The 21,335-nt window shown below is 40.8% G+C and carries 14 protein-coding genes and 1 pseudogene; 9 read left to right on the top strand and 6 right to left on the bottom strand.

The features are described 5' to 3' along the window. Window positions 1-107 precede the first annotated feature (107 nt). Window positions 108-1,106: a beta-ketoacyl-ACP synthase III gene (locus tag B3297_RS10320; protein ID WP_070564768.1), complete on the bottom strand. Its 999-nt coding sequence runs from the start codon at window positions 1,104-1,106 to the stop codon at window positions 108-110. Window positions 1,107-1,406: 300 nt separating this feature from the next. Continuing rightward, window positions 1,407-2,843: a PLP-dependent aminotransferase family protein gene (locus B3297_RS10325; RefSeq protein ID WP_201639683.1), complete on the bottom strand. Its 1,437-nt coding sequence runs from the start codon at window positions 2,841-2,843 to the stop codon at window positions 1,407-1,409. Between the two features lie 317 nt (window positions 2,844-3,160). Here B3297_RS10325 and B3297_RS10330 point away from each other — a divergent pair. Both B3297_RS10330 and B3297_RS10335 read left to right on the top strand, forming a co-directional pair. Continuing rightward, window positions 3,161-4,219: pseudogene (locus B3297_RS10330) on the top strand (aspartate aminotransferase family protein); the annotation flags it as partial. Between the two features lie 128 nt (window positions 4,220-4,347). Further along, window positions 4,348-4,770 (top strand): NUDIX hydrolase, encoded by a 423-nt coding sequence (locus B3297_RS10335; RefSeq protein ID WP_070564777.1) that lies wholly within the window; start codon window positions 4,348-4,350, stop codon window positions 4,768-4,770. A gap of 15 nt (window positions 4,771-4,785) precedes the next feature. Here the strand turns inward: B3297_RS10335 and B3297_RS10340 are convergent, their stop codons facing one another. The 4 genes from B3297_RS10340 to B3297_RS10355 all read right to left on the bottom strand — a co-directional run bounded on the left by B3297_RS10340 (window position 4,786) and on the right by B3297_RS10355 (window position 8,602). Continuing rightward, on the bottom strand, window positions 4,786-5,313 hold the full coding sequence (locus B3297_RS10340) for a hypothetical protein (protein ID WP_286767008.1): 528 nt from the start codon (window positions 5,311-5,313) through the stop codon (window positions 4,786-4,788). A gap of 114 nt (window positions 5,314-5,427) precedes the next feature. Further along, window positions 5,428-6,723: an AsmA-like C-terminal region-containing protein gene (locus B3297_RS10345; protein WP_070564783.1), complete on the bottom strand. Its 1,296-nt coding sequence runs from the start codon at window positions 6,721-6,723 to the stop codon at window positions 5,428-5,430. 50 nt (window positions 6,724-6,773) lie between these two features. Next, window positions 6,774-7,727: a hypothetical protein gene (locus tag B3297_RS10350; RefSeq protein ID WP_139144955.1), complete on the bottom strand. Its 954-nt coding sequence runs from the start codon at window positions 7,725-7,727 to the stop codon at window positions 6,774-6,776. Then, window positions 7,673-8,602 (bottom strand): AsmA family protein, encoded by a 930-nt coding sequence (locus B3297_RS10355; RefSeq protein WP_286778898.1) that lies wholly within the window; start codon window positions 8,600-8,602, stop codon window positions 7,673-7,675. The genes B3297_RS10350 and B3297_RS10355 overlap by 55 nt, the downstream gene beginning before the upstream one ends. A 177-nt stretch (window positions 8,603-8,779) precedes the next feature. On the opposite strand from B3297_RS10355, the gene B3297_RS10360 reads away from it, so the two are divergent. The 7 genes from B3297_RS10360 to B3297_RS10390 all read left to right on the top strand — a co-directional run bounded on the left by B3297_RS10360 (window position 8,780) and on the right by B3297_RS10390 (window position 21,316). Continuing rightward, entirely contained in the window at window positions 8,780-10,132 is a 1,353-nt protein-coding gene (locus tag B3297_RS10360) for a sensor histidine kinase (RefSeq protein ID WP_159332754.1), read from the top strand. 380 nt (window positions 10,133-10,512) lie between these two features. Then, a complete protein-coding gene (locus B3297_RS10365) occupies window positions 10,513-13,116 on the top strand; it encodes a zinc-dependent metalloprotease (protein WP_175441976.1) in 2,604 nt (867 codons plus the stop codon). A gap of 19 nt (window positions 13,117-13,135) precedes the next feature. After that, entirely contained in the window at window positions 13,136-16,474 is a 3,339-nt protein-coding gene (locus B3297_RS10370) for a SusC/RagA family TonB-linked outer membrane protein (RefSeq protein ID WP_070564796.1), read from the top strand. A 21-nt stretch (window positions 16,475-16,495) separates the two neighbouring features. Continuing rightward, entirely contained in the window at window positions 16,496-17,815 is a 1,320-nt protein-coding gene (locus B3297_RS10375) for a RagB/SusD family nutrient uptake outer membrane protein (RefSeq protein WP_070564800.1), read from the top strand. A 74-nt stretch (window positions 17,816-17,889) separates the two neighbouring features. Next, entirely contained in the window at window positions 17,890-18,615 is a 726-nt protein-coding gene (locus tag B3297_RS10380) for a LytR/AlgR family response regulator transcription factor (RefSeq protein WP_286778899.1), read from the top strand. Between the two features lie 103 nt (window positions 18,616-18,718). Beyond that, the gene (locus tag B3297_RS10385; protein ID WP_070564807.1) at window positions 18,719-19,441 is read left to right on the top strand and encodes a TonB-dependent receptor plug domain-containing protein; all 723 of its coding nucleotides are present in this window, start codon (window positions 18,719-18,721) and stop codon (window positions 19,439-19,441) included. A 36-nt stretch (window positions 19,442-19,477) separates the two neighbouring features. Beyond that, entirely contained in the window at window positions 19,478-21,316 is a 1,839-nt protein-coding gene (locus B3297_RS10390) for a SusC/RagA family TonB-linked outer membrane protein (RefSeq protein ID WP_262511820.1), read from the top strand. Window positions 21,317-21,335 lie beyond the last annotated feature (19 nt).

Below are 21,335 nucleotides of genomic sequence, written 5' to 3' on the forward strand. Positions count from 1 at the left end.
GGCGAATCTGGTTTTGGTAGATGGAAAGAAAGAAAAACGCCAGAAAAGGTTTATTCCTGGCGTTTTATACTAGTGTGAATTTTATGACGACTAAAGTTTTTGATCGCTTAAATCATCCATTTAAATATGCTGGCTCCCCAAGAGAAACCTGCACCAAAGGCGGTTAACATGACTAAATCACCGGTATTTAATTTTTTAATATTCTGCCAGATACACAACGGGATCGTGGCAGCAATGGTATTTCCTAGGTATTCGATATTACTTAATGCTCTGTCTTCTGGTATATTCAGACTACGCCCAACGGCATCAATGATGCGCTGATTAGCCTGATGTGGAATTAACCAGTTGATATCTTCAATCTGTAGGTTGTTGCGTTGTAAAACCGTATTACAGGCGTCGCTCATAGACTGAACAGCATGTCTAAATACAGTTTTGCCATCTTGTTTCAGGAATCTGTTGTCGTTGACAGGAAGATTCCTGTCGATTGGATACAAAGAACCGCCGGCTTCGATTTTTAAGAATTCTTTTCCCGCGCCATTGCTACATAGATAGGCATCCATAATTCCACCTTCCAAAGATGGCTCAAGCCATATCACACCAGCGCCATCACCAAAAAGAATATTGGTCGAACGATCTTTTAAATCGACATAAGTACTGATGTTGTCAGCACCGACTACGAGTACATTTTTATAACGGCCTGTCTCAACGAGAGCTGAAGCCATGTCTAAGGCATATAAAAACCCAGAGCAAGCAGCGTTGACATCAAAAGCCCAAACATTGGTAAGACCTAATTTTTCTAAAATGATATTTGCTGTTGCCGGCATTGGCATATCGGGTGTAGAAGTCGCTACAATTAGCGCATCTACATCGTTCAGATTTTTATGATATTGTGTTGCCAAATCTTGTATAGCTTTTACAGCCATGTCTGATGTGGCAAGATTTTCTTCTAAAATTCTCCGCTCCTTAATACCTGTACGTTTGATAATCCATTCATCGGATGTATCGCAAAACTGCTCCAAATCTGTATTTGATCTCTTATTCGGTGGAATATATCCGCCAACACCAGTAATTGCTGCATACGGCCTGCTGGGTATTCTCTCAGTCATAAATTAATGTACTCTATTCTCTCTCTTATTATAGCTATCCTATTAGGAATGACTCGTGTGTTTTTTGCGCCGTAAAACTACGGTTAATTTATGCGATTAATAAGCGAAAAAAATGATTTATGGCAAAAAATTACGTTTTGCCAACACTTTTAACTGTTTTTTACATATTGTCTATACTAATCTTTTAATCGGTCTTTATGATGCGGAATTAAATATTGAATGCGCCTGTTTTTACGAAATATTAATCTAACTATGTTCGTCCAATTCGCAAAATAGTCTAGTTGCTTTTTGTGTTTCAAATCATCGGAAGGAGCGTTTCGCCTGTTCCAAAAGTTCAGCTAAAATGATGATTCCTTCCTCGATCAATTCCTCAGATAAGGATCCATAACCAAGTCGTATTCCACCAAAAATATTTTCTCTGCTGTAGTTTTCGGGATGCGGTATATGGACTGATCTTTCCCTTAATTTTTGGGATAAAAATGCCCAGTCGATCTGATGTTTAAATGATAGCCAAACCGCCAATCCTCCTTGTGGAGAAGTATAGCTCACATGATCCTGCAGATATTTGTCTACTTGGGCGATCATGAAATCACGTTTCTTTTTGTAAAGCAGCGTTGCTTTTCGGATATGTCTACGAATTGTTCCATCCTGAATGAGTTCCAGGACAGCTTGCTCCATAATATTGTCACCTTGTATATCGATGATGTAGCGAAGTTCGGTAACCTGCTGGAGTAGCTGCTCGTTTCTTGTCGCCAGATAACCGATACGGAGTGCTGGTGCAACAACTTTGCTAAGTGTACCAATGTAAACAGTATTGATCAGTTCCTGCTGTGAAGCGAGTGGGTAATAGGGCGCTTGTTCAAAATGAAATTCGTAATCGTAATCATCCTCAATGATCGTGAAGTTATGTTGGTTGGATAATGCTATTAATTGTGATCTCCGTTCTTTGCTTAAGGTCACAGTGGTTGGATATTGTCGATGTGGAGTAAGATATAGTGCCCTAATATTGCTTTTTTTCAATAAATGTGGGAGAAGTTCATCAACGATAAGACCATCGGTATCGACAGGGATAGGAATCAATCGCGCACCAGCTTTTTCAAAGATTTTCCAGGCTGAATGGTATCCAGGGGACTCCACAAAGATATAATCATCGTGCCGTAATAGGCATTGGGCGACCAGGTACATGGCCATTTGACTTCCACGACTGATGCATAGGTTATTTTTATCAATGTGCATGTTGCGCTCGATGTTGAGCATATTGGCGATTTCTTCCCGAAAATCAAGATGTCCTCGGGGATCGGCATAGCCCATCATTTTCCAACGTGCGCTGCGTTTAAAAATTTGACGATAGGCCCGTCCGAGCTGTTCTATCGGGGCAATCTTGCTGTCTGGATTACCATCATCGAATATAATACGTGTGGGGGCTTGATGATCAGATAATTCGATCTTTTGTGCAACATATAGGTTAGAGCCATAAGGTAATTGAGCCGCTACAAATATACCTCTACGTGCCTGACTAACCAGCCAGCCTTCGCTCAACAGCAACTGTATGGCATCAATTACCGTGTTTCGGTTTAATTTTAGTTGGGCTGCAAGAGATCTGCTACTGGGTAAGGCCGTTCCTTTCGCCAATCGACCAGATTGTATATCAGCAGCAATGTTATCCGCTATTTGGATGTAAATCGCTTTTGAAGAGGATCTGTCAATATCTATCGTTAAATTCCAAGGTCTAAGCATGAGGCTATTGTATCGGGTAATTGTTCAAATATACAATTGTTCTGCAGGATTAAAATACATCGGATAGATGATGCATGATCAGTGCTGCGCTATTCTATTTAAGATGAGTTATTTTGTTTATTGTACGTGACGGCTGGACTAGGAATAAATAACCATCTTGGACTAGGAATGAAAGGAGATTTAAGTTGATTTTTGAGTTTTACTAATCGAAGTCATTCATGAAACCATTTCCCGTTTTTGAGAAAGTTGATATTGCGATCGAACGAGCCCTTGGTTGCTTTGTTTATGATAAACAGCAGTAGGCCTATTTAGATCTATATGGTGGTCATGCCGTTATTTCTGTTGGGCATAGCCATCCGCATGTTGTTGAAGAAACTATACAACAGATGAATAAGATCGGATTTTATTCAAATGCAGTTACAAACGATCTTCAGGATCGTTTGGCCGAGCGCTTGGGCAGTGCCTGTGGTTATCCTACATATGCTGTTTTTTACAGTAATTCGGGGGCCGAAGCAAATGAAAATGCACTGAAGTTAGCTTCGTTCCATACGGGAAGGAGGAAAGTATTGGCGATGTCAAATGCGTTTCATGGGAGAACCTCAGCCGCGGTTTCGGCAACGGATATCCGGTCGATTCGTGCACCATTAAATGACAGTGAACAATTTGTCTTTACACCCTTTAACGAGATCTCCAGTTTGAAAAAACAATTGGAAACCGAAGAATACTGCGCTGTAATCATTGAACCTATTCAAGGTGTCGGGGGGATTCATCGGGCAAGTCCTAGTTTCTTACAGGAAGTAAGAGCAATCTGCACGAAAACTGGGACTATGCTTATTTTGGATGAAATTCAATGCGGGTATGGGCGCACGGGACGTTTCTTTGCACATCAGCATGCTGGGATAGAAGCCGATTTAATTACGGTGGCCAAAGGGATTGCAAATGGCCTCCCGATGGGGGCGACAATTATTTCGCCTAAAATAAAGCCGGTCACGGGGCAATTGGGCACTACTTTTGGCGGTAGTCATGTGGTTTGCGCGGCGGCACTGGCTGTACTTGATGTCATCCAAATAGAGCAATTGATTGATAATGCCGCAGCTGTAGGTGAATTTCTGTTGAGAGAATTAAGAAAAATTCATGGGGTAAGTGAAGTGAGGGGGCAAGGATTGATGATTGGCGTAGAGTTTGAAAACGATATTCAACACCTACGGGAAGAACTTTTGTTTTCTGAAAAGATTTTTACAGGATATGCAGGACGCTATACCCTCCGCCTATTACCGCCGCTCTGTTTCACCATGAATCACGCGGAGACATTTTTGAAGAGTCTACGGAAGCTTGTGCATAAAGAGAAACTAGCCGATGATGTTTCGGTATATTGATTGGACCCGCTGTATTGATTTTTTGCGAAGTTTTAACGAAGGATTCTCCAGATGAGCTGTTGCGCTTTGATAAATGTTGTAAAAGAAGTAATTTCACATCTAGCGTATTTAATCAGTAATAGCGTATAATGGATTTCAAGACAACAAAAAAATATTTGCCTACAGCGGGTTTAGTGAGTATTAAGGAAGATAAATTATTATTGGCGTATAGCAACAATAGAAAGGCATGGTATCTGCCAGGTGGGAAGATTGATGCAGGGGAGGAAGCCCTGCAGTCCCTACGTCGCGAGATTTTGGAGGAGTTGAATATCAATCTGGATCCGGATAAAATCTCGTATTATTGCCATGTAACAGCTCCGGCGTACGGGCTTGTGCCAGAGGTTATCATGGAACAGGATTGTTTTCTGTACCCATTAACAGAGCAGATCGAACCCAGTAATGAGATTGGCGCCGTTCGTTATTTTTCACACCAAGAGTACCAGAAAGAACCTATCCAGGTCATTGGCGTTTTGCATGTGTTTGACAAGTTGAAGGCTGACGGATTGATTTAAAAAATCCTGTCGCCGCTAGATGCCATAGCCTTCATTGAGGCAGCTGATACCCTTTGTGTCTTTTAAAGGAATAATTTTTTGGCTTTTGGTATCCATTCGCCATGCCTTGACGATTTTGTCGAAATATTCTTTGCTTTCATCGACCCGGCTAATGGCTATAATTTCGCTGTCTGGTTTGTCACCTTGCTTGCAGTTGCATAAGCTGAGTTGCTCGTTGGACTTCAGTTTTTGAATATTGATGGTATCCAAAATCTTATATTTGACTTTACCTTTGCTATCATCGGGTAACAATTCCTCTAAAATACAAACACCATTTTTGGCATTTGTAAAATAGCCGGCAGCAAAGCGAAAGTCTCCTTGGGTATTCTTGTCGGTTTCAATAAGTGCACCAGTTGTATATGTATAAGATTTTAATTCAGCAATTTCATTGATCTCACGGAATACTTTCCCATATAAGGGATTTTTCTGGTCGTTAACGGTCTTGAAACTGGACCAACTGCAAATGGATAGCATTGCAATGGGTATAATTAGTATATATCTCATGGTTTTCAAAAATTAAAAACGTTGTTTAAGTTAACAAATCTTTCTGTTATATTAAACAACGTTTTTACTGCAGCACTATTGTGTTGACAGACTTTACTAGAACTTATTGCGAGTTTATTTAGCCTGTGATTCTTGCGTCTTTTGAGATTCTTTATATACTTTGTTGTCCTCGTCATCCATTTCCATGTCGAGATCTTCTTCTTTGTATTTTCCCATTTTTAAGTGAAAGTTATCTGGAGTGCCCGTAATTCGCATAGGTATCCCAAAGATTCCAAAAGGAGGTAAGCCCAGTCGAAAACCCAGGTTCATCCGCCCATCTAAGGTCACTTGACCTTCAAAACGAGGCCTGAATCCCATCATTTTCATTTTCGTGCGTTCGATGGTCATCACATTATTTTTGATATGGGATTTAATAACAACTTTTTTCACTTCGCCATCTTTCAATTTTTCCTTGGAAGTAGATTGACTAATTCCATTAAGTAACTTGAAGCCTCTGAATTTAATTTGATTCAGTGTTAGGGATCCATCGCCGACGATGGAGGGCATTACTGGTTGCATATTGCCATTCAATAAACCACCCAATTTATAATCCAATGAAACCAGGCCATAAGCATTTTTGGCAGAGCTAACCATTTCTCTGAATAGCGGTATCTCTTTGTAAGCGCGTTGAATATCAAAGCTGTCAGCTTTCACAGCATAATCAAAACTTGCTCTACGTGGATTTAGAGGACGATAGCTTCCGTTCATATCTACTTTCAGTCCCGCTAGTTCAAAGTTTTTCTTATGAAGAATCATCTTACCGTCTTTTATCTGTAGGTCACCTTTGAAGTCTTTGATATTCATTTTATTATATGCTATGGCATTGACAAGCCCCAAGACCTGAATGTCCAAATTTTTAGGCAGAAGAACTACACCACTTTCCGAAGAGCTTGCAGTCGTCGATGTGGCCGGAGAAGCAAAAACCATAAAATCATCCACATTGATTTTCTTGCTGCTGAGTGTAAATTGCCCCTTTAACGGTGCTTGACTACTTGTTGCATAATTAATAATGTTGTTGAGATATCCTTTGATGGAAATATCATTCTTCGCATAGGCTACCAAGAATTTATCGAAATTCATTTTCTCCTGATAAAAACTGAAGTTCCCACTTCTAATTGCAATAGGCTGTGGAAGCATGTCGGACTGAACCTGGATGTTTCCAATACTTAACTGACCACTATTTTGGAGTCGGTTATAATGACCATTGGTGGCATCGCTCTGTAAACCTTTTAAACTGAAATCCGTATAGATAAAACCATCGACATTGGTACCATCTAATGCAAAGAGTTTATAAATAGGGCCGAGATTAAGCTTACCCTTGGATTGTATGCTGTACTTGATATTATTGAAGTTCTTGAGGTCTGCATTCAAGAAAAATGGTTCGCCAGCAAATGTAAATGATACCGGTAGGATTTTGACATTCAGATCCGAAGTGAGCCTTTTTTGCTATTGACAAAGGCTTCGACCTGAATATTTTCCATCGGGATAGGATAATCATTTGACTTGATCAAGCCATTCTTCATCACGATGGATGTATTGGTTTCGGGAAAAATGTTTCGTTTGAGATCCACATAACCTTTTGCCATGAGGTTGACATCCACTAATCCTGCCAATTCAACTTGTTTAATGGGATAGAAATTTTTGATATCTGCTAAATTAAATGAAGCTTTTAAATCCGAGTTGACCGCAATTTTATTAAAATCTGTTATTGAAATAAAACCCTTTATATAGTTGTTAAGCGCCTGAACAGAAATATCATGGATTGCTATTGATGCACTTTTTAATTGGCCATCGGGATCCTTTGCTTCCAGACGATAAGCAATTTTGTCCAACCCCTGTGGGAGGTTCGCCAATTTGAATTTACCATCTACGAGTGTATTTTTGATATCAAAAGTAGGAATGGATGCAATGTATTCCTGTTCGCGTTTTTGAAGTCCTACCTTACGAATAGCTTTGGCGTATGTTCCGTCGATTTTTGCGTAAAGATTCCATTTTCCACCAAATGAAAAGTCTGGGAATTGTAGGGATTCATTGAGTTTACCGAGATCAAGATCACTTTTTATGTTGGCATGCATGGTTACAGGGTGTAAACCCGCAATGTTGCCCTGTGCATTGAAATAGCCTGAAGCAACTTTAAAGTCAAATTGTTTCAGATCAATTTGTAGTGAGTCTGGATTCAGTGCCGGCAGGTCTATCCGTAATTTTGCATTCCAGTCTGTTAGCGGATTGGTGGATTGTTTATACGCGAGAAAGCCATTGTTGACCATGAGTCCAAGGGAAAGATTAGGCATTTTGTTGTTGTCGACAATATAGTCTCCTTCTAAATTGACAAAAAAACCTCCGATGTACCTTTCACGGAGAGGTCCTTGATCCAAGAAGCGTAGCTATTTGGGACTAATGAAAGTAATTCGGCCAAGGTGCTTTCCTGTGATTTTAATTTGAAATCCAGGTGATAACCATGGGAGATAAAAGACAACAACCCACGGAAACGAACCGGTAATTGATTTATTTTAATATCATTTCGTTCGAAGACGAAAGATAAGGTATTGGTATTGATCCGTGTTAGCAAATTGGCATCGATCGACTTTTTGTCCACATACAATTCATTGTCAAAGGAAAATGAAAAGGATGCAATTTTTGCACGTGTGTTCAAGTCAAAGATATTTGACATCAGATCTCCCTTACCCTCATATTCCAGATCTTTTGCCTCTATCTGTAGCGGAATGGAGCGATCTTCATAATGGAGATTTGTTTTTTCAAGTTTAATCAGTTGGAAGGCTAAAGCACTGCTTTCGGAATTGTCTTGTGTTTTTGTAGCATCAGCGGAGCTAGATTTATAAATATTGTAATTGGCATTTCCCAAAGAATCAACCAGGATGTTGATCTTCCCGCTGTTCACGATAAACTTGTCGATTACAATTTTAGATTTGAGAAGACTCATAAGGTCCACGCCAAAACTGACTTTTTTTGCAGCGAGCAGCGTGTCGTTTTTGAAAGGTTCGGCCCCTTTTAGTAAGACATCATCCATCGATGCAGTAAGCAAAGGGAATTGATCAAAGAAGGTTAATCTTACTTTGGAATAATTTAATTCACCTGTAATGTGCTCGTTTACGAGCGATTTGACCTTGCTGTTTACTTCATTTTCGAATATATAAGGAATAGATAATATGCTGATAACGAGTAGTACGGCGATGTTTGTAAAAACGATAGCGATACTTTTCACAACTTTTATAAATGTTGCTTTTGACACTTTGGAATTTTTTGTGGTTACAAAAATCAGAAAATTATTATTAATCACAGTTATGTGATGCATTTATTTTGAAAAGGGCTTGGATTATGTCGTTTTTCATTGACAAGAGGCCGCGTTAAAGCCTTTCTTGCGAAGTGCTTTGCATAGGCTTTTAAAAATTTCATGTATTTTTGCAGCGTGAAATTTCGATTTAAAAATGCCGAACAGAAGAATAGTATCATCCTGACTGCCTGTTTGTTTTTGTTGTTGTTGATTGGGGGAGGCTTGCTCGGTATTATCCATCATAAAGTAGACCTCCTTAAGAAGAGGATACTGATCGATTTTGCAGATGAGAATATGTTGCTTGTCAAAAAGCAATTGGAGTTGTTGCAGCAAGATCTATTCCTTTCGGAAAAAAAGATCTTAAATCAGCCCGCCTTTGATCTAAAAGAAAGTGCTGACTCGCTGTTGGTCGTTTTGCCGGTTGGACAAGCGGACTCTGTCAATCAGCGAATGCTTACCTTGTTACGCACACGGACAATAAATCACCGACTATATCACATTTATCTGGATGTAGTAAAATTGAATGCCTATTTCGCGGAACTCAATTTCGGAAGACGAGCTTATTTCGAGATTTACGACGACCGTGGATTATGTGTGTATTCTCCAGATAATCGAAAGTGGGGTAAGCGGGCCAGTACAGCAGTTGCAAAACAAGGACAGATTGTGAAATCTGATTTTCTTCAGCTGGACGTTATGGTCAATTCGTATCCCTGTAACATTCTTTTAGTGGGTGGTGAAATCAAGGTGTATGTCCTGTTGCTGAGTATTGAAGAGGAAATCCAAGAATTGCTAACGTATAGCATCTTGCTTGGTGTGGGCTTGATGTTGGTAGCTATGGTGTTAATCTACTTTAATATCGTGGAGCGTCGCAAGATTCAGCAGCTGAAACTGCAATCCCTGAAGCAAGAGAATGAATATACGCGCATGCAGTTGGTTCAACTGCGGCAGCAGATCAATCCGCATTTTTTATTCAATACATTTGGGTCGCTTCAATACCTGATTGGAAAGGACAATGATCTTGCGAAGTCTTTTATTGGCAAGATGACAAAAGTCTACCGGAAGATGCTCCGCACAGATGAAGCCGAATGGTCATCATTGGGGGAGGAGCTGGAATTGGCCAAAGCCTATTTCTTTTTACAGCAGGTGCGGTTCGGAGCGGCCTTAAGTGATATGGAAATTCGGCTGCCAGCAACATGTTTGGATCGGAAAATTCCACGTTTGGGCCTGCAGATGCTGGTAGAAAATGCGATCAAGCATACCCGTATTTCGATCGAACATCCGCTGAAGATTCAGATCATCTATCTTGTTGAAGAAAACGTGCTGGAAATCCGCAATAACTGGCAGCCCAGACAGGGGGCAGAGCTGGAAGGTGAGGGGTACGGACTTAATTATTTAGCATCCATCTATCGTTATTATGCGATGTCGGGATTCCGGTACGGGATAGAATCGGACTTTTTTTCGGTATACTTACCACTCTCATCCAGTTGAAAATGAAGAATAAAAGATGGTCGGTTTACGTGTTCATGTTTTAGTAGCGCGTGTTCATACCTTTAAACTGCGTGTTCATCGCTTTGCATACTTTTCTGTATAATATTTTTAACAAATTTGGCTCCTAATCTAGAAATATTAGTTCGTGGTTAGCCTAATCCTATCCGATCAAATAGCATAAGTTTTAAGTATAAATGACTTGGAATTGACCTGCTTGGAATAGACAAAATTACTTTCTAATCGTTCTGTAGTAAGCTAAAATTAGCTTATGGATAACACGAGATAATAGCTTGATGATCCGTCATCACTTTTGAAAAACACATGGAGTGCAACGAGCTCAGATATCACCTTTGAAAACAAGGGCTCAAAATATTTATTTGATGAAAAACACTTACACTAAGTTAGCCATAGGTCTTTTATTTTCCGCTGGTCTAATGCAATCTTGTTCATTATTGCAAACAGTAGGCCTGCGAAAAAAAGAAACGGTTACTTCTGCTAAAGATTCTATTGCCAAGAAAGATACGACAGCTGCGTACGACAAATTGTTTAAAGATGCCCGGGTTGATACTGGTATGTTTACGGTAATTCGTAAGGAAAATAATTACTATTTTGAAATTCCATTGAAGAAAATGGGACAGGATATTCTGTTGATACAGAAGCTGTCTTCCGTTCCATTGGCTTTAAATGAGGCTGGGGTAAACAAAGGAATGAATTATGAAAATAAGGTCATCCGGTTTACACTCCGCAAGGAGAAGAAAGAAGTGTGGGTTTCGGAGATCAAACCTCAGGTGGAAGTCCCTAAAGGTGACGCAATAGCCGCTTCGGTATACGATAATTACCGCCCTTCTTATATTGAATCTTTTAAGATTGAAAGTTATTCAAAAGATTCAAGTGCTGTTGTAATCAAAGTCAATAAGGTATTTGATGGTTCAGAAAAGAGTTTTACGGATGTGTTTACTTCCTTGGGTTTGGGAACTTCACCTAAAACCAGTATATCTACAGTTGAAGATATCAAATCCTATGCGAATAATATCGTTGTGAAGTCTGTATTTTCTACCAAGGTGACGGAAGGTAATGAATCTGTACCGGTTTCTTTGGAAATTACAAGTAACCTTTACGAACTGCCTGAAACGCCTATGGTTGCCCGGTTTGCAGATCCAAGGGTTGGTTTCTTTACTTCGCCGCGTTGGTATTTTAACGATAAACAACAAGAACTGGATAAGAAAAATCTGGTCAATCGCTGGCGTTTGGAACCGCGTGACGAAGACAAAGCGCGCTATCTGAAAGGGGAGCTGGTCGAACCCAAAAAACCGATTGTCTTTTATTTGGACCCAGCGACCCCAAAACAATGGCGTCAGGCCATTATTGATGGCGTACATGATTGGCAGGTCGCCTTTGAAGCTGCTGGCTTCAAAAATGCAATTCTGGCCAAACAACAGCCCGATAGTGTCAAATTTGATCCAGACGACGCTAATGTTTCTTCTATTGTATACGCAGCATCTGCTCAAGCTAATGCCATGGGGCCATCTGTTGTTGATCCACGCTCAGGGGAGATATTAGAAGCTGACGTGATTTGGTGGCACAACGTCATGACTATTTTGAACAGTTGGATGCGCATACAGACCGGTATCGTAGATACATCAGTACGTGCTAATGTTTTCTCCGATGAGAAAATGGCACATGCTATTCGTTTTGTGTCGTCCCATGAAATTGGACACACGCTTGGATTGATGCACAATATGGGCTCTTCGGCAAGTTTCCCTGTTGATTCGTTGCGTAGCAAAAGCTTCACCGCTAAAATGGGAGGGACCGCTCCTTCCATTATGGATTACGCACGTTTCAATTATGTGGCGCAACCTGAAGATGGTGTGGAACAGATTACTCCCGTGATCGGTGCTTACGACAAGTACGCCATTGGCTGGGCCTACCGCTGGTATGGCAAAACACAGCCTTGGGATGAAATCCCTTTGCTGAGAAAGGAAATTGATAGCCATGTACATGATCCTATTTATCATTACGGTGAACAGCAGGACTCTAAAAATATCGTTGATCCGCGGGCTCAATCGGAAGATCTTGGTGATGACGCCATGAAGGCTGGCGAATATGGTATGCTGAATCTGCGTCGCATGATGCCTAATATTATCAATTGGACAACCAATGTCGGCGATGATTACTACCGTGCCGGTAAGTTGTATATGGGCGTGGTTGGACAATGGTATGCATATGCTGATCATGTTTTAAATAATATTGGTGGTATTTACCTCGAAAATGCTGTTTTGGGTGATCAAAAAGATGCCTATAGCCCAGTACCAAAAGACAAACAACTACGTGCTTTGGAGTACCTCAAGAAGAATGTCTTTTACATGCCCGAATGGTTGTTCGTTCCGGAGCTGATGGCAAAAACTTTTCCATTGAAAGATTCTCCGTTAGGACCATTTGAGTACGCTCCTTATAACTTACAACGTGAATTTCAATACGCTATGTTGTATAAACTGGTCAATGATGAACGTTTGCTGCGTATGGTTGAGATGGAAAATCTTTTCGGAAGTAAGAAAGCATGGAGCGCACCGGAGTTTTTAACTTCTGTACGTCAGACGGTTTTTGCTAAAACCATCAGCGGACAATCGTTGGATCTTAAAACACGGATGCTGCAACAAAACTATGTGGATGTGCTGATGGTCTCTACCAACAAATCGATGGAGAAACTAAATGCGAAGAAACTAGCAGGTATCGAGCAGCTGGTTGAAGCGACGCAACCTGACCTATGTTTACATCCACAACATGCATCCTCTTCAAAAGCTGGACTGCGGAATGTACATGTCACTGGTATGATCCGTACTTCGGATATGCTGACTTATAAACGCGCTGAATTATATGAGATTTACCAGTTGTTGAAACAAAAGCAGCGGACTGGTGATGCGACGACAAAATCGCATTACATGGATCTTTTATTGCGTATTGCAAATACCTTAGAATTAAACTAATATATTAACATCTACCAAAATGAATAAGTTTTTAATACCGTTGACCTTCATGTGTGTGCACGTTGCGCATGCGCAGGAATCCAGAGAATTGAAAGGAAAGGTTCTGGATGCGGTCACTTTAAAACCTGTCGTGGGGGCGACAGTTGTCGTTGAAAGTTCGGCAGTAGCAGAAGATATCGGTGTACCTAATCAGGTGCAGCAGTCGGCATTGGGTTCATTGACCGATGCGGCTGGTGAATTTCGCTTAAAAGTGCCTAGTAATTTAAAATATGTAACGATTAGCTATGTCGGGTACCAGCGTATTCAGGTGCCGGTATTTCAGGATCATAAGACAATCTTGCTTCAGCCAAGTGGTGAATCTTTAGATGAAGTGATCGTAACAGGTTATACGGATATCAAAAAACGTAAGAATACGACGGCTTACAATAAAATCAATGTCGCTGATATCAAACAAACCGGAGTTTCATCGATCGACGAAATGTTGGCTGGTCAGGTCGCAGGCTTGCAGCTGAGTAATTTTAATGGTGGACCTAACAGCGCGCCACAGATCCGTATCCGGGGTACGGTATCACTCAATGGCACACAAGACCCCTTATGGGTCATCGATGGCTTACCGATTGAAGGAGCTGAATTGCCCAAACGAATTGACAAAGACAATTTGAATAGCTTGAGTAATCTTCCGATTGCGGGTATCAATCCTGACGATATCGCCGATATTACGGTATTAAAGGATGCAGCGGCGACTTCCATCTATGGCGCGAGGGCGGCAAATGGAGTCATTGTGATTACCACAAAAAGGGGGAAATCTGGACCTGCAAAACTGCAGGTATCAGCAAATACTTTTGTGACGCAACGTCCGGATTTCGGTAAACTCAACCTGATGGATGCCAATGAAAAAGTGGACTTTGAACTCTTGATGGCCGACCGCACCGATTTAAATTATCGTGCGGATAAGGGGGCCGTTATGCGGATATTAAACAAAGCAAATGCATTGGATGCTTACCGTTCGGGTGGTTTGGCAGCCTTATCACCTGAAGTACAGCAGTCAATCAATCAATTGCGCACACAACAGACGGATTGGGGAAAAGAACTTTATCGTCAAGCTTTGAATCAGCAGTATTCAGCTTCAATTTCTGGTGGTAATGACGGGCATCGTTATTATTTGTCCAGCAGTTTTTACGATGAGAAGGGAGCAACAAAAGGAGCAGATCTTCGTCGTTATTCTTTGACATTAAATAATGACTTCAATATTAACGACAGATTCAAAGCTGGAATCAATCTATTAGGATCCGTTTCAAATAGGCAGAACCCAATCCAGGATGACGATGCCTTTACTAATCCTAGTAATTATATGCGTTTGGTTAATCCATACTTGACTGTACGTGATCAATCTGGTAAATACAATTATGATCCGGATATTGAAGGCTATGAAAAAGATACCTATATTCCTTTCAATGCTATAGAAGAAAGGGAGAATACCAAATATACGTTAACGAATAAGGCACTGAAAGCGATTGGTTACCTGGAATATACTATTATTCCACAATTGTCATTACGCTCCGAATTTGGTTTGCAGTTTGATGAAAACAGCACAGAAAAATTTGCCGATCAGGAAAGTTATAATACGCGCAAGTTGCGGGCTTCGACGCGGTATTACGATTCTGCAACTAAAACGTATAAATATTTCTTGCCTACAGGAGGTAAGATCGAAAATATCAATAATAGTATCTTCCAATATAATTGGAAAACTTACCTAAAATATAACAAAACTTGGAACGACAGACATGAGCTGGAATTGATGGGAGGAACAGAGCTGCGCCGTAGTACGAATAAAGCCGTATCAACGAAAGGTTTTGGCTACAATCCAGCGACTTTAACTACACAAAGTATTGTTTTTCCAAATAGTAATGATCAAACAAACGCCAAATTCCTTCAGTATAGTAAGGGATATATCGAGAACTCATATGCCTCTTTTTATGGAAATGCGACCTATACGTTTGATCGTAAATACAACGTCAATGGTAGTATTCGTTATGACGGCTCAAATATGTTCGGTGTAGATCCGCAATATCGTTTCTTACCAATCTGGTCTTTGTCCGGATCCTGGAACGTACTTGAGGAGGACTTCATCAAAGGAAAAACGGCGTTATCGGATCTCCGTTTACGTGCTTCCTACGGTATCCAGGGCAATGTCGATCGGAATACCTATCCATTTATCGTTGGAAGGTATGGAAATTCGACTTTAATTCCGGGTTATAATGAAGGAACAGTTACGGTTGAGATACCTGCAAATGATAAATTACGTTGGGAGCGTACGCAATCTTATAATGCTGGAGTTGATCTAGGTCTATGGAAGAATAGATTGAATATTACGGTTGACTATTACAACAGAAAAAGTACCGACCTAATAGCTTATAGTGCATTGCCTTTAGAAAACGGTTTCCAGAATGTGCAGGTCAATTGGGCCTCAGCACGAAACCAAGGTGTAGAACTGACCATATCAAGCCGTCAGATTCAAACAGATAAATTCTCCTGGTCAACGGACTTTAATATCGCACATAATGACAATAAGTTATTGACGGTTATGAATGATCCGAAGGCTTATGCACCAGAGGCACAGGAAGGGCGCCCAATCAGTGGTCTATATGTGCTGGAAACGGCTGGACTGGATAAAGATGGTGTGATGCAATTTAGAAATCAAGATGGATCGGTTTCAAGCTTTGAAGAGTTTTATGGTTTATACGATCCTTGGGCTGATTTCTTGCCGGGTTATATGTCGCAAACCGACATGACAGCTGCAGAATACCGTTCTAAATTTAAATACAAGGGTAGTAAAGATCCGAAGCTTATCGGTGGTATGACCAACCGTTTCCGTTATGCTAACTTTGACTTGGCGATTTCAGCTGTCTTCAATCTGGAGCGTTGGGTAAGCCGTACACCGACTTATAATCCAGCGAAGGTCGACCGCGGACAGAATTATACAACAGATCTTTTGAATGTCCTACAAAAGGGTGGTAATATGCCTGCTTTGGGAAGTATAAGTTCTGAATTAAATGACCGCTGGATGGCCTATGCCTGGATGGAAAGCAACGACCCAATTAATTCGTTTAAACAATATGATATTTGGGCTAAGAAAATGAGTTATGTCCGTATCAATAGTGTACGTTTGGGATATACACTACCTCCTGCACTAAGCAAAAAAATTGGTGCAAGCAATTTACGCGTGAATGTAGAAGGACGTAATCTATTTGTTTTCGGAGCAAATTATGAAGGGTATTTTGATCCGGAGACTTATGGAAACTATTATGCGCAGCCGATCAGCAAATCTTTTGCTTTTGGTCTGTCAGCAAGTTTTTAATTCTTTTAACTGATTTATAACATGAAAAAAATAGTTTATTTTGGAATGATCATGGCAGCGAGTGCATTGGCATCCTGCAATAAATATTTAGATATACAACCGGTAGGAACGGTCATTCCTGCCTCGGAAAGTGATTTTAGAGGGTTAATGACAAGTAGTTATACTGGTTTTCCTGCGCATAAGTCTTATTTGTCCTTGCGTACAGATGAACTATTGTTGGATGAAAGTTCGACAGATGCGGCTAGAACCAAAGATATCTATCTTTGGAACGATCAAAACCCCGATCCTGCAACAATTGCTTATCCTTATTTGGCATTCTATAAAAGTATTTTTTATACGAATCAGATCATCAGTACGATCGATGACAAGTTGGCTAGTAATGGTACAGTAGACCAGATCAAGGGTGAAGCTTATCTCATGCGGTCTTACGCTCATTTTGAGTTGTTAAATCTTTACAGTGAGGTCTATTCGGCGAGTAATGCAGGGCTTCGGGGTGTTCCTTTATCGACAAAGATTGACCTGGAACAACGTTTTGTTCCCGCGACCATTGGAGAGTCTTATATGCAGATCCTAACTGACATGGAAAAAGGGACAGCGTTACTGACTGTCGATGATCAGGCAAAAGGTGTTAATTATCGCTTTAGCAAACGCGCTGCTTTTGCAATGGCCTCACGCGTTCATTTATACCGCGGTGAGTGGCAGGAAGCAATTGATGCCGCTAAAAAAGCTTTGGCTATAAATGACAAATTGGTTGATCTCAATGTTGCTGGAAGCCTACTTCCGAATGATTTTGAATCCGCAGAGATGATTATGGCTTTGGAAAAAGTATCTGTTCCTGGTGTACGTACAAGTTCCTTTATTTCACCGGCCTTATTAGACAGTTATTTAGCAGGCGATTTGAGAAAAGGTCGTTACTTCCAAAAAAGTGGGGGCGATTATGTATCCCTCAAAGGTGGAGACAACCGTTTTAACGTGAGTTTTAGAAATGCTGATCTTTATTTGACGATGGCCGAATGTTATGTTCGCCTGGGAAATACAGCAGAAGCATTAAAATATCTGTCTGCTTTAAAGAAAAACAGATTTACCGCAGATGCCTATGCCAAAGAAACGAAGGCCGACGCAGGTTTGTCAAAGGAGCAATTGCTAGATGCGGTTCTGCTGGAACGCAAGCGTGAACTGGCGCTAGAGGGATTACGCTGGTATGATCTAAAACGGACGACAAGACCGGCGATCACACACAGTAGTTTCGGTAGGACGGTAACCCTGCAGCAGAACGATCCACGTTATGTGATTCGCTATCCACAGGAGGCAATCAATAATAATCCCGATCTGTTAAAATAATCGATTTTTTTTATCCTATATATATTAATCCATTTTCTTTTTTTAGGAAATGGATTTTTTATTACATTCAACCCATGAGATGGAAAATACTGATTGTCGAAGACGAAGACTGGGCTTTTGTAGGCTTAAAGGAAATGTTGACTGCGCTCTATGGAGAAAGCGAACTGATCTTTACCAATGCAAAAGAGGTTCAGGAAGCGGTGATGACGATCAATAGAAATCAATTCGATCTGATTTTTATGGATATCCACCTGATGGATGGGCTGAGCTTTGAAATTTTTAAACAGGTATCGATCGATGTGCCACTGATTTTTACGACTGCTTACGAACAATATGCATTGGAGGCCTTCCAAAATAAGGGTTATGCCTATCTGTTAAAGCCTTTCGATAGCGACGAGTTGGCGAAGATCATGAAACGTATCGAACCGCTACTACCCAACGTAGAACCTCGGCTCAAACAGCGCTTCCTAGTGAAATATGGTAATTTTTTAAAGTCGCTGGCCATTGCTGATATTGCCTATTTTATGGCAGAAGACAAAGAGCTGTATGCCGTAGAAAAAGGATCGGGAATTGCATATATTATTGAAGATACCATCACACATCTCGTTTCACAGGTGGATCCAACAGTTTTCTTTCAGATCAATCGGAAATTCCTTGTTCGGATAGATGCCATCCAGTCCATGTTAAAGATTAGTCGAAATCGAATCAAGTTAGAGCTAATGCCTTCAACCCCAGAAGGAATTGTCGTCATTGTTAGTGAGGAACGGTCCCCGAAGTTTCAAAAATGGCTTGATCAATAATGGTGAATTAGCTAACGAAAAAATATTTTTCTAGACATATTTATAAATTAAATAGCTGAATATTAGTGTTTTTTGTTTTTAGTTCTTAAAATCTAGTAATTCAATGGGTATCGGCTCCATTAATGCCTCCAGTGCACCTTTGATCGTGTTGGATGGTAGTCCCTATGCAGGAGATATTAACTCCATCAATCCGAATGACATTCAGTCCATCTCTGTTTTAAAAGATGCAGCATCAAGTGCACTTTATGGTTCCAGAGGGGCAAATGGGGTGATTATCATTACCACAAAGTCGGGAGTGACTTCCGACAACACCAAGATTAATCTCAATTTTACACAGGGCTATTCAACACGTGCAGTTCGTGACTATGATCAGGTGTCGACCGATGAATATTTTCAACTCTATTGGGAAGCTTTAAGAAATAAAAACCTATCAAATGGCCTTACGGCAGAGCAAGCGGCGTCCAATGCAAGTAAGACCGTATTGACAGATTTAAATATTAATCCTTACGGCAGTCAATACCCACAGCCGGTCGGCGTAGATGGTAAATTGGTTGCTGGAGCAAAAACGCTTTGGAATGATCCATGGACCGACGTATTGCAACGTACTGGGGTGCGTACACAGGCAGACCTCGGATTTAGCGGTGGTAGTGCAAAGAGTACCTACTACATTTCAGGAGGTTATCTCAATGATCAAGGAATTGCAATTGAATCGGGCTTTAAACGCTATAATCTGCGTGCAAATATTGACAGTAAGGTCAAGTCTTGGTTAAATGTAGGCCTGAATATAGGTGGTAGCAGTACACAACAAAAGTATCCGCAGTCTTAAGACAGTAATACGGCTAATATTATAAATTTTACGAGACTGGTCCCGTCTTTTTATCCGTACTATGAGCGGAATGCGGATGGCTCATATGTCCTTGATGGAGCCGGAAACAAGATTTACGATTTTGGAGAATATCGTCCAAGTGGTGCGACTCCACGTAATAATCTGGCAGCATCTCTTCCTTTGGATCGAAATGATATCCGCCGCGAAAATCTATCTGCACGAACCTATCTGGAAGTGTTGTTTTCTAAAAACTTAAAGTTTAAGTCGACTTATAGTCTTGATTATCTCAATGGAAATACGCACGACTACACTAATCCATTGTTGGGCGATGGTGTGAACACCGGGGGGTATGTGTATCGTTCAAACGTACGTACGGTCGCACAGACCTGGAATAATTTGCTGACCTATGAAAAGCAGTTTGGTTTGCATTCCCTCAATGTATTGGCCGGACAGGAATACTATGATTTTAACAGCAGTAATATAAATGGTAGCAGACAACAGTTTGTACTTCCTTATTTTGACGAACCTGCTGCTGCATCTCAACTTAATAATTTTACAGGATCCAGTGTTGATTATAGGTTACTGAGCTTTTTGGGAAGAGCGGAGTATAACTATGATAACAAATACTATTTTTCAACTTCCTTACGGACAGATGGATCATCTCGGTTTTCGCCGGATAAACGTTGGGGTACATTCTGGTCTGTGGGCGGCTCATGGAAACTGAAGCAGGAGGATTTTCTGAAGGATAATACAACGGTTAATCAGTTAACCGTCAGAGCGAGTTATGGTGGACAAGGAAACGATAATCTGGGAACCTATTATGCTTATAAAGGACTTTATACCATTGCAAATAGTTTGGGTAAAGGCGGGACGTATACCGGCAGGCTGGCTACGCCGGATCTAAAATGGGAGTCGAACCTTAATTTGAATGTGGGGGTTGACGTATCCGCTTTTGAGAACCGGGTGTCGTTAAGCGTGGAGTACTTTAACCGTCGAAGTAAAGATTTGCTATTTACAATGCCGATGGCTTATTCAACAGGATATACAGGCTATGATGCAAATATAGGAGCGCTGAAAAATACAGGTGTCGACGTGGATATTCGTACTGTCCCGGTTCGAAATGAAAATTTTAAATGGAATTTAGACGTCAATCTTTCGCATTACAAAAACAAGATTACAGCTTTGCCAAAAGACAATAAACCGATCATCACGGGTAATAAACTCCTGCGTGTAGGTGGAAGTATCTATGATTTTTATCTGCCGGAATGGGCTGGAGTAAATCCAGATAACGGTCTGCCGCAATGGTATACTGCTGATAAGGACGGTAATAAAACAGGTGAAAAAACTTCGGAATACAGTAAGGCCGGTAATTTTATTGCCGGAACTTCATTGCCAGATCTTGTCGGCGGGATTCAAAACAGTTTCACCTACAAAAATTTTGATTTGTCTGCTTTATTGAGTTTTAGTTTGGGTGGACAGATATTAGATAACGATTATATTCAGCTTATGCATAGCGGTAATAATCCAGGACGCGCTTGGTCAAAGGAGATCCTCGAGCGCTGGACGCCTGAGCATACGCAGACCGATGTGCCTAAATTGACAACTGATAACTTGAATTGGACTTCTTCGTCCACACGCTTTCTTTACAGTGGCACTTATGCACGCCTTAAAAATGTAAGTTTAGGTTATCGATTACCTTCGGATTTATTGAAGCGGATAGGTGTAGAAAAACTTCGCGTCTTTGCAACAGCCGAAAATCTATTGACATTTTATGGTCATCAAGGAATGGATCCAGAACAGACGGTGAATGGGGCGACCTATTTTCGCTATCCGGCAATGCGAACAATCTCTGGTGGTATTCAGCTTGTTTTTTAATGCCTTATTGTTAATCTGA

The organism is Sphingobacterium sp. UBA3519 (assembly GCF_002377215.1).
Lineage (GTDB): Bacteria > Bacteroidota > Bacteroidia > Sphingobacteriales > Sphingobacteriaceae > Sphingobacterium > Sphingobacterium multivorum.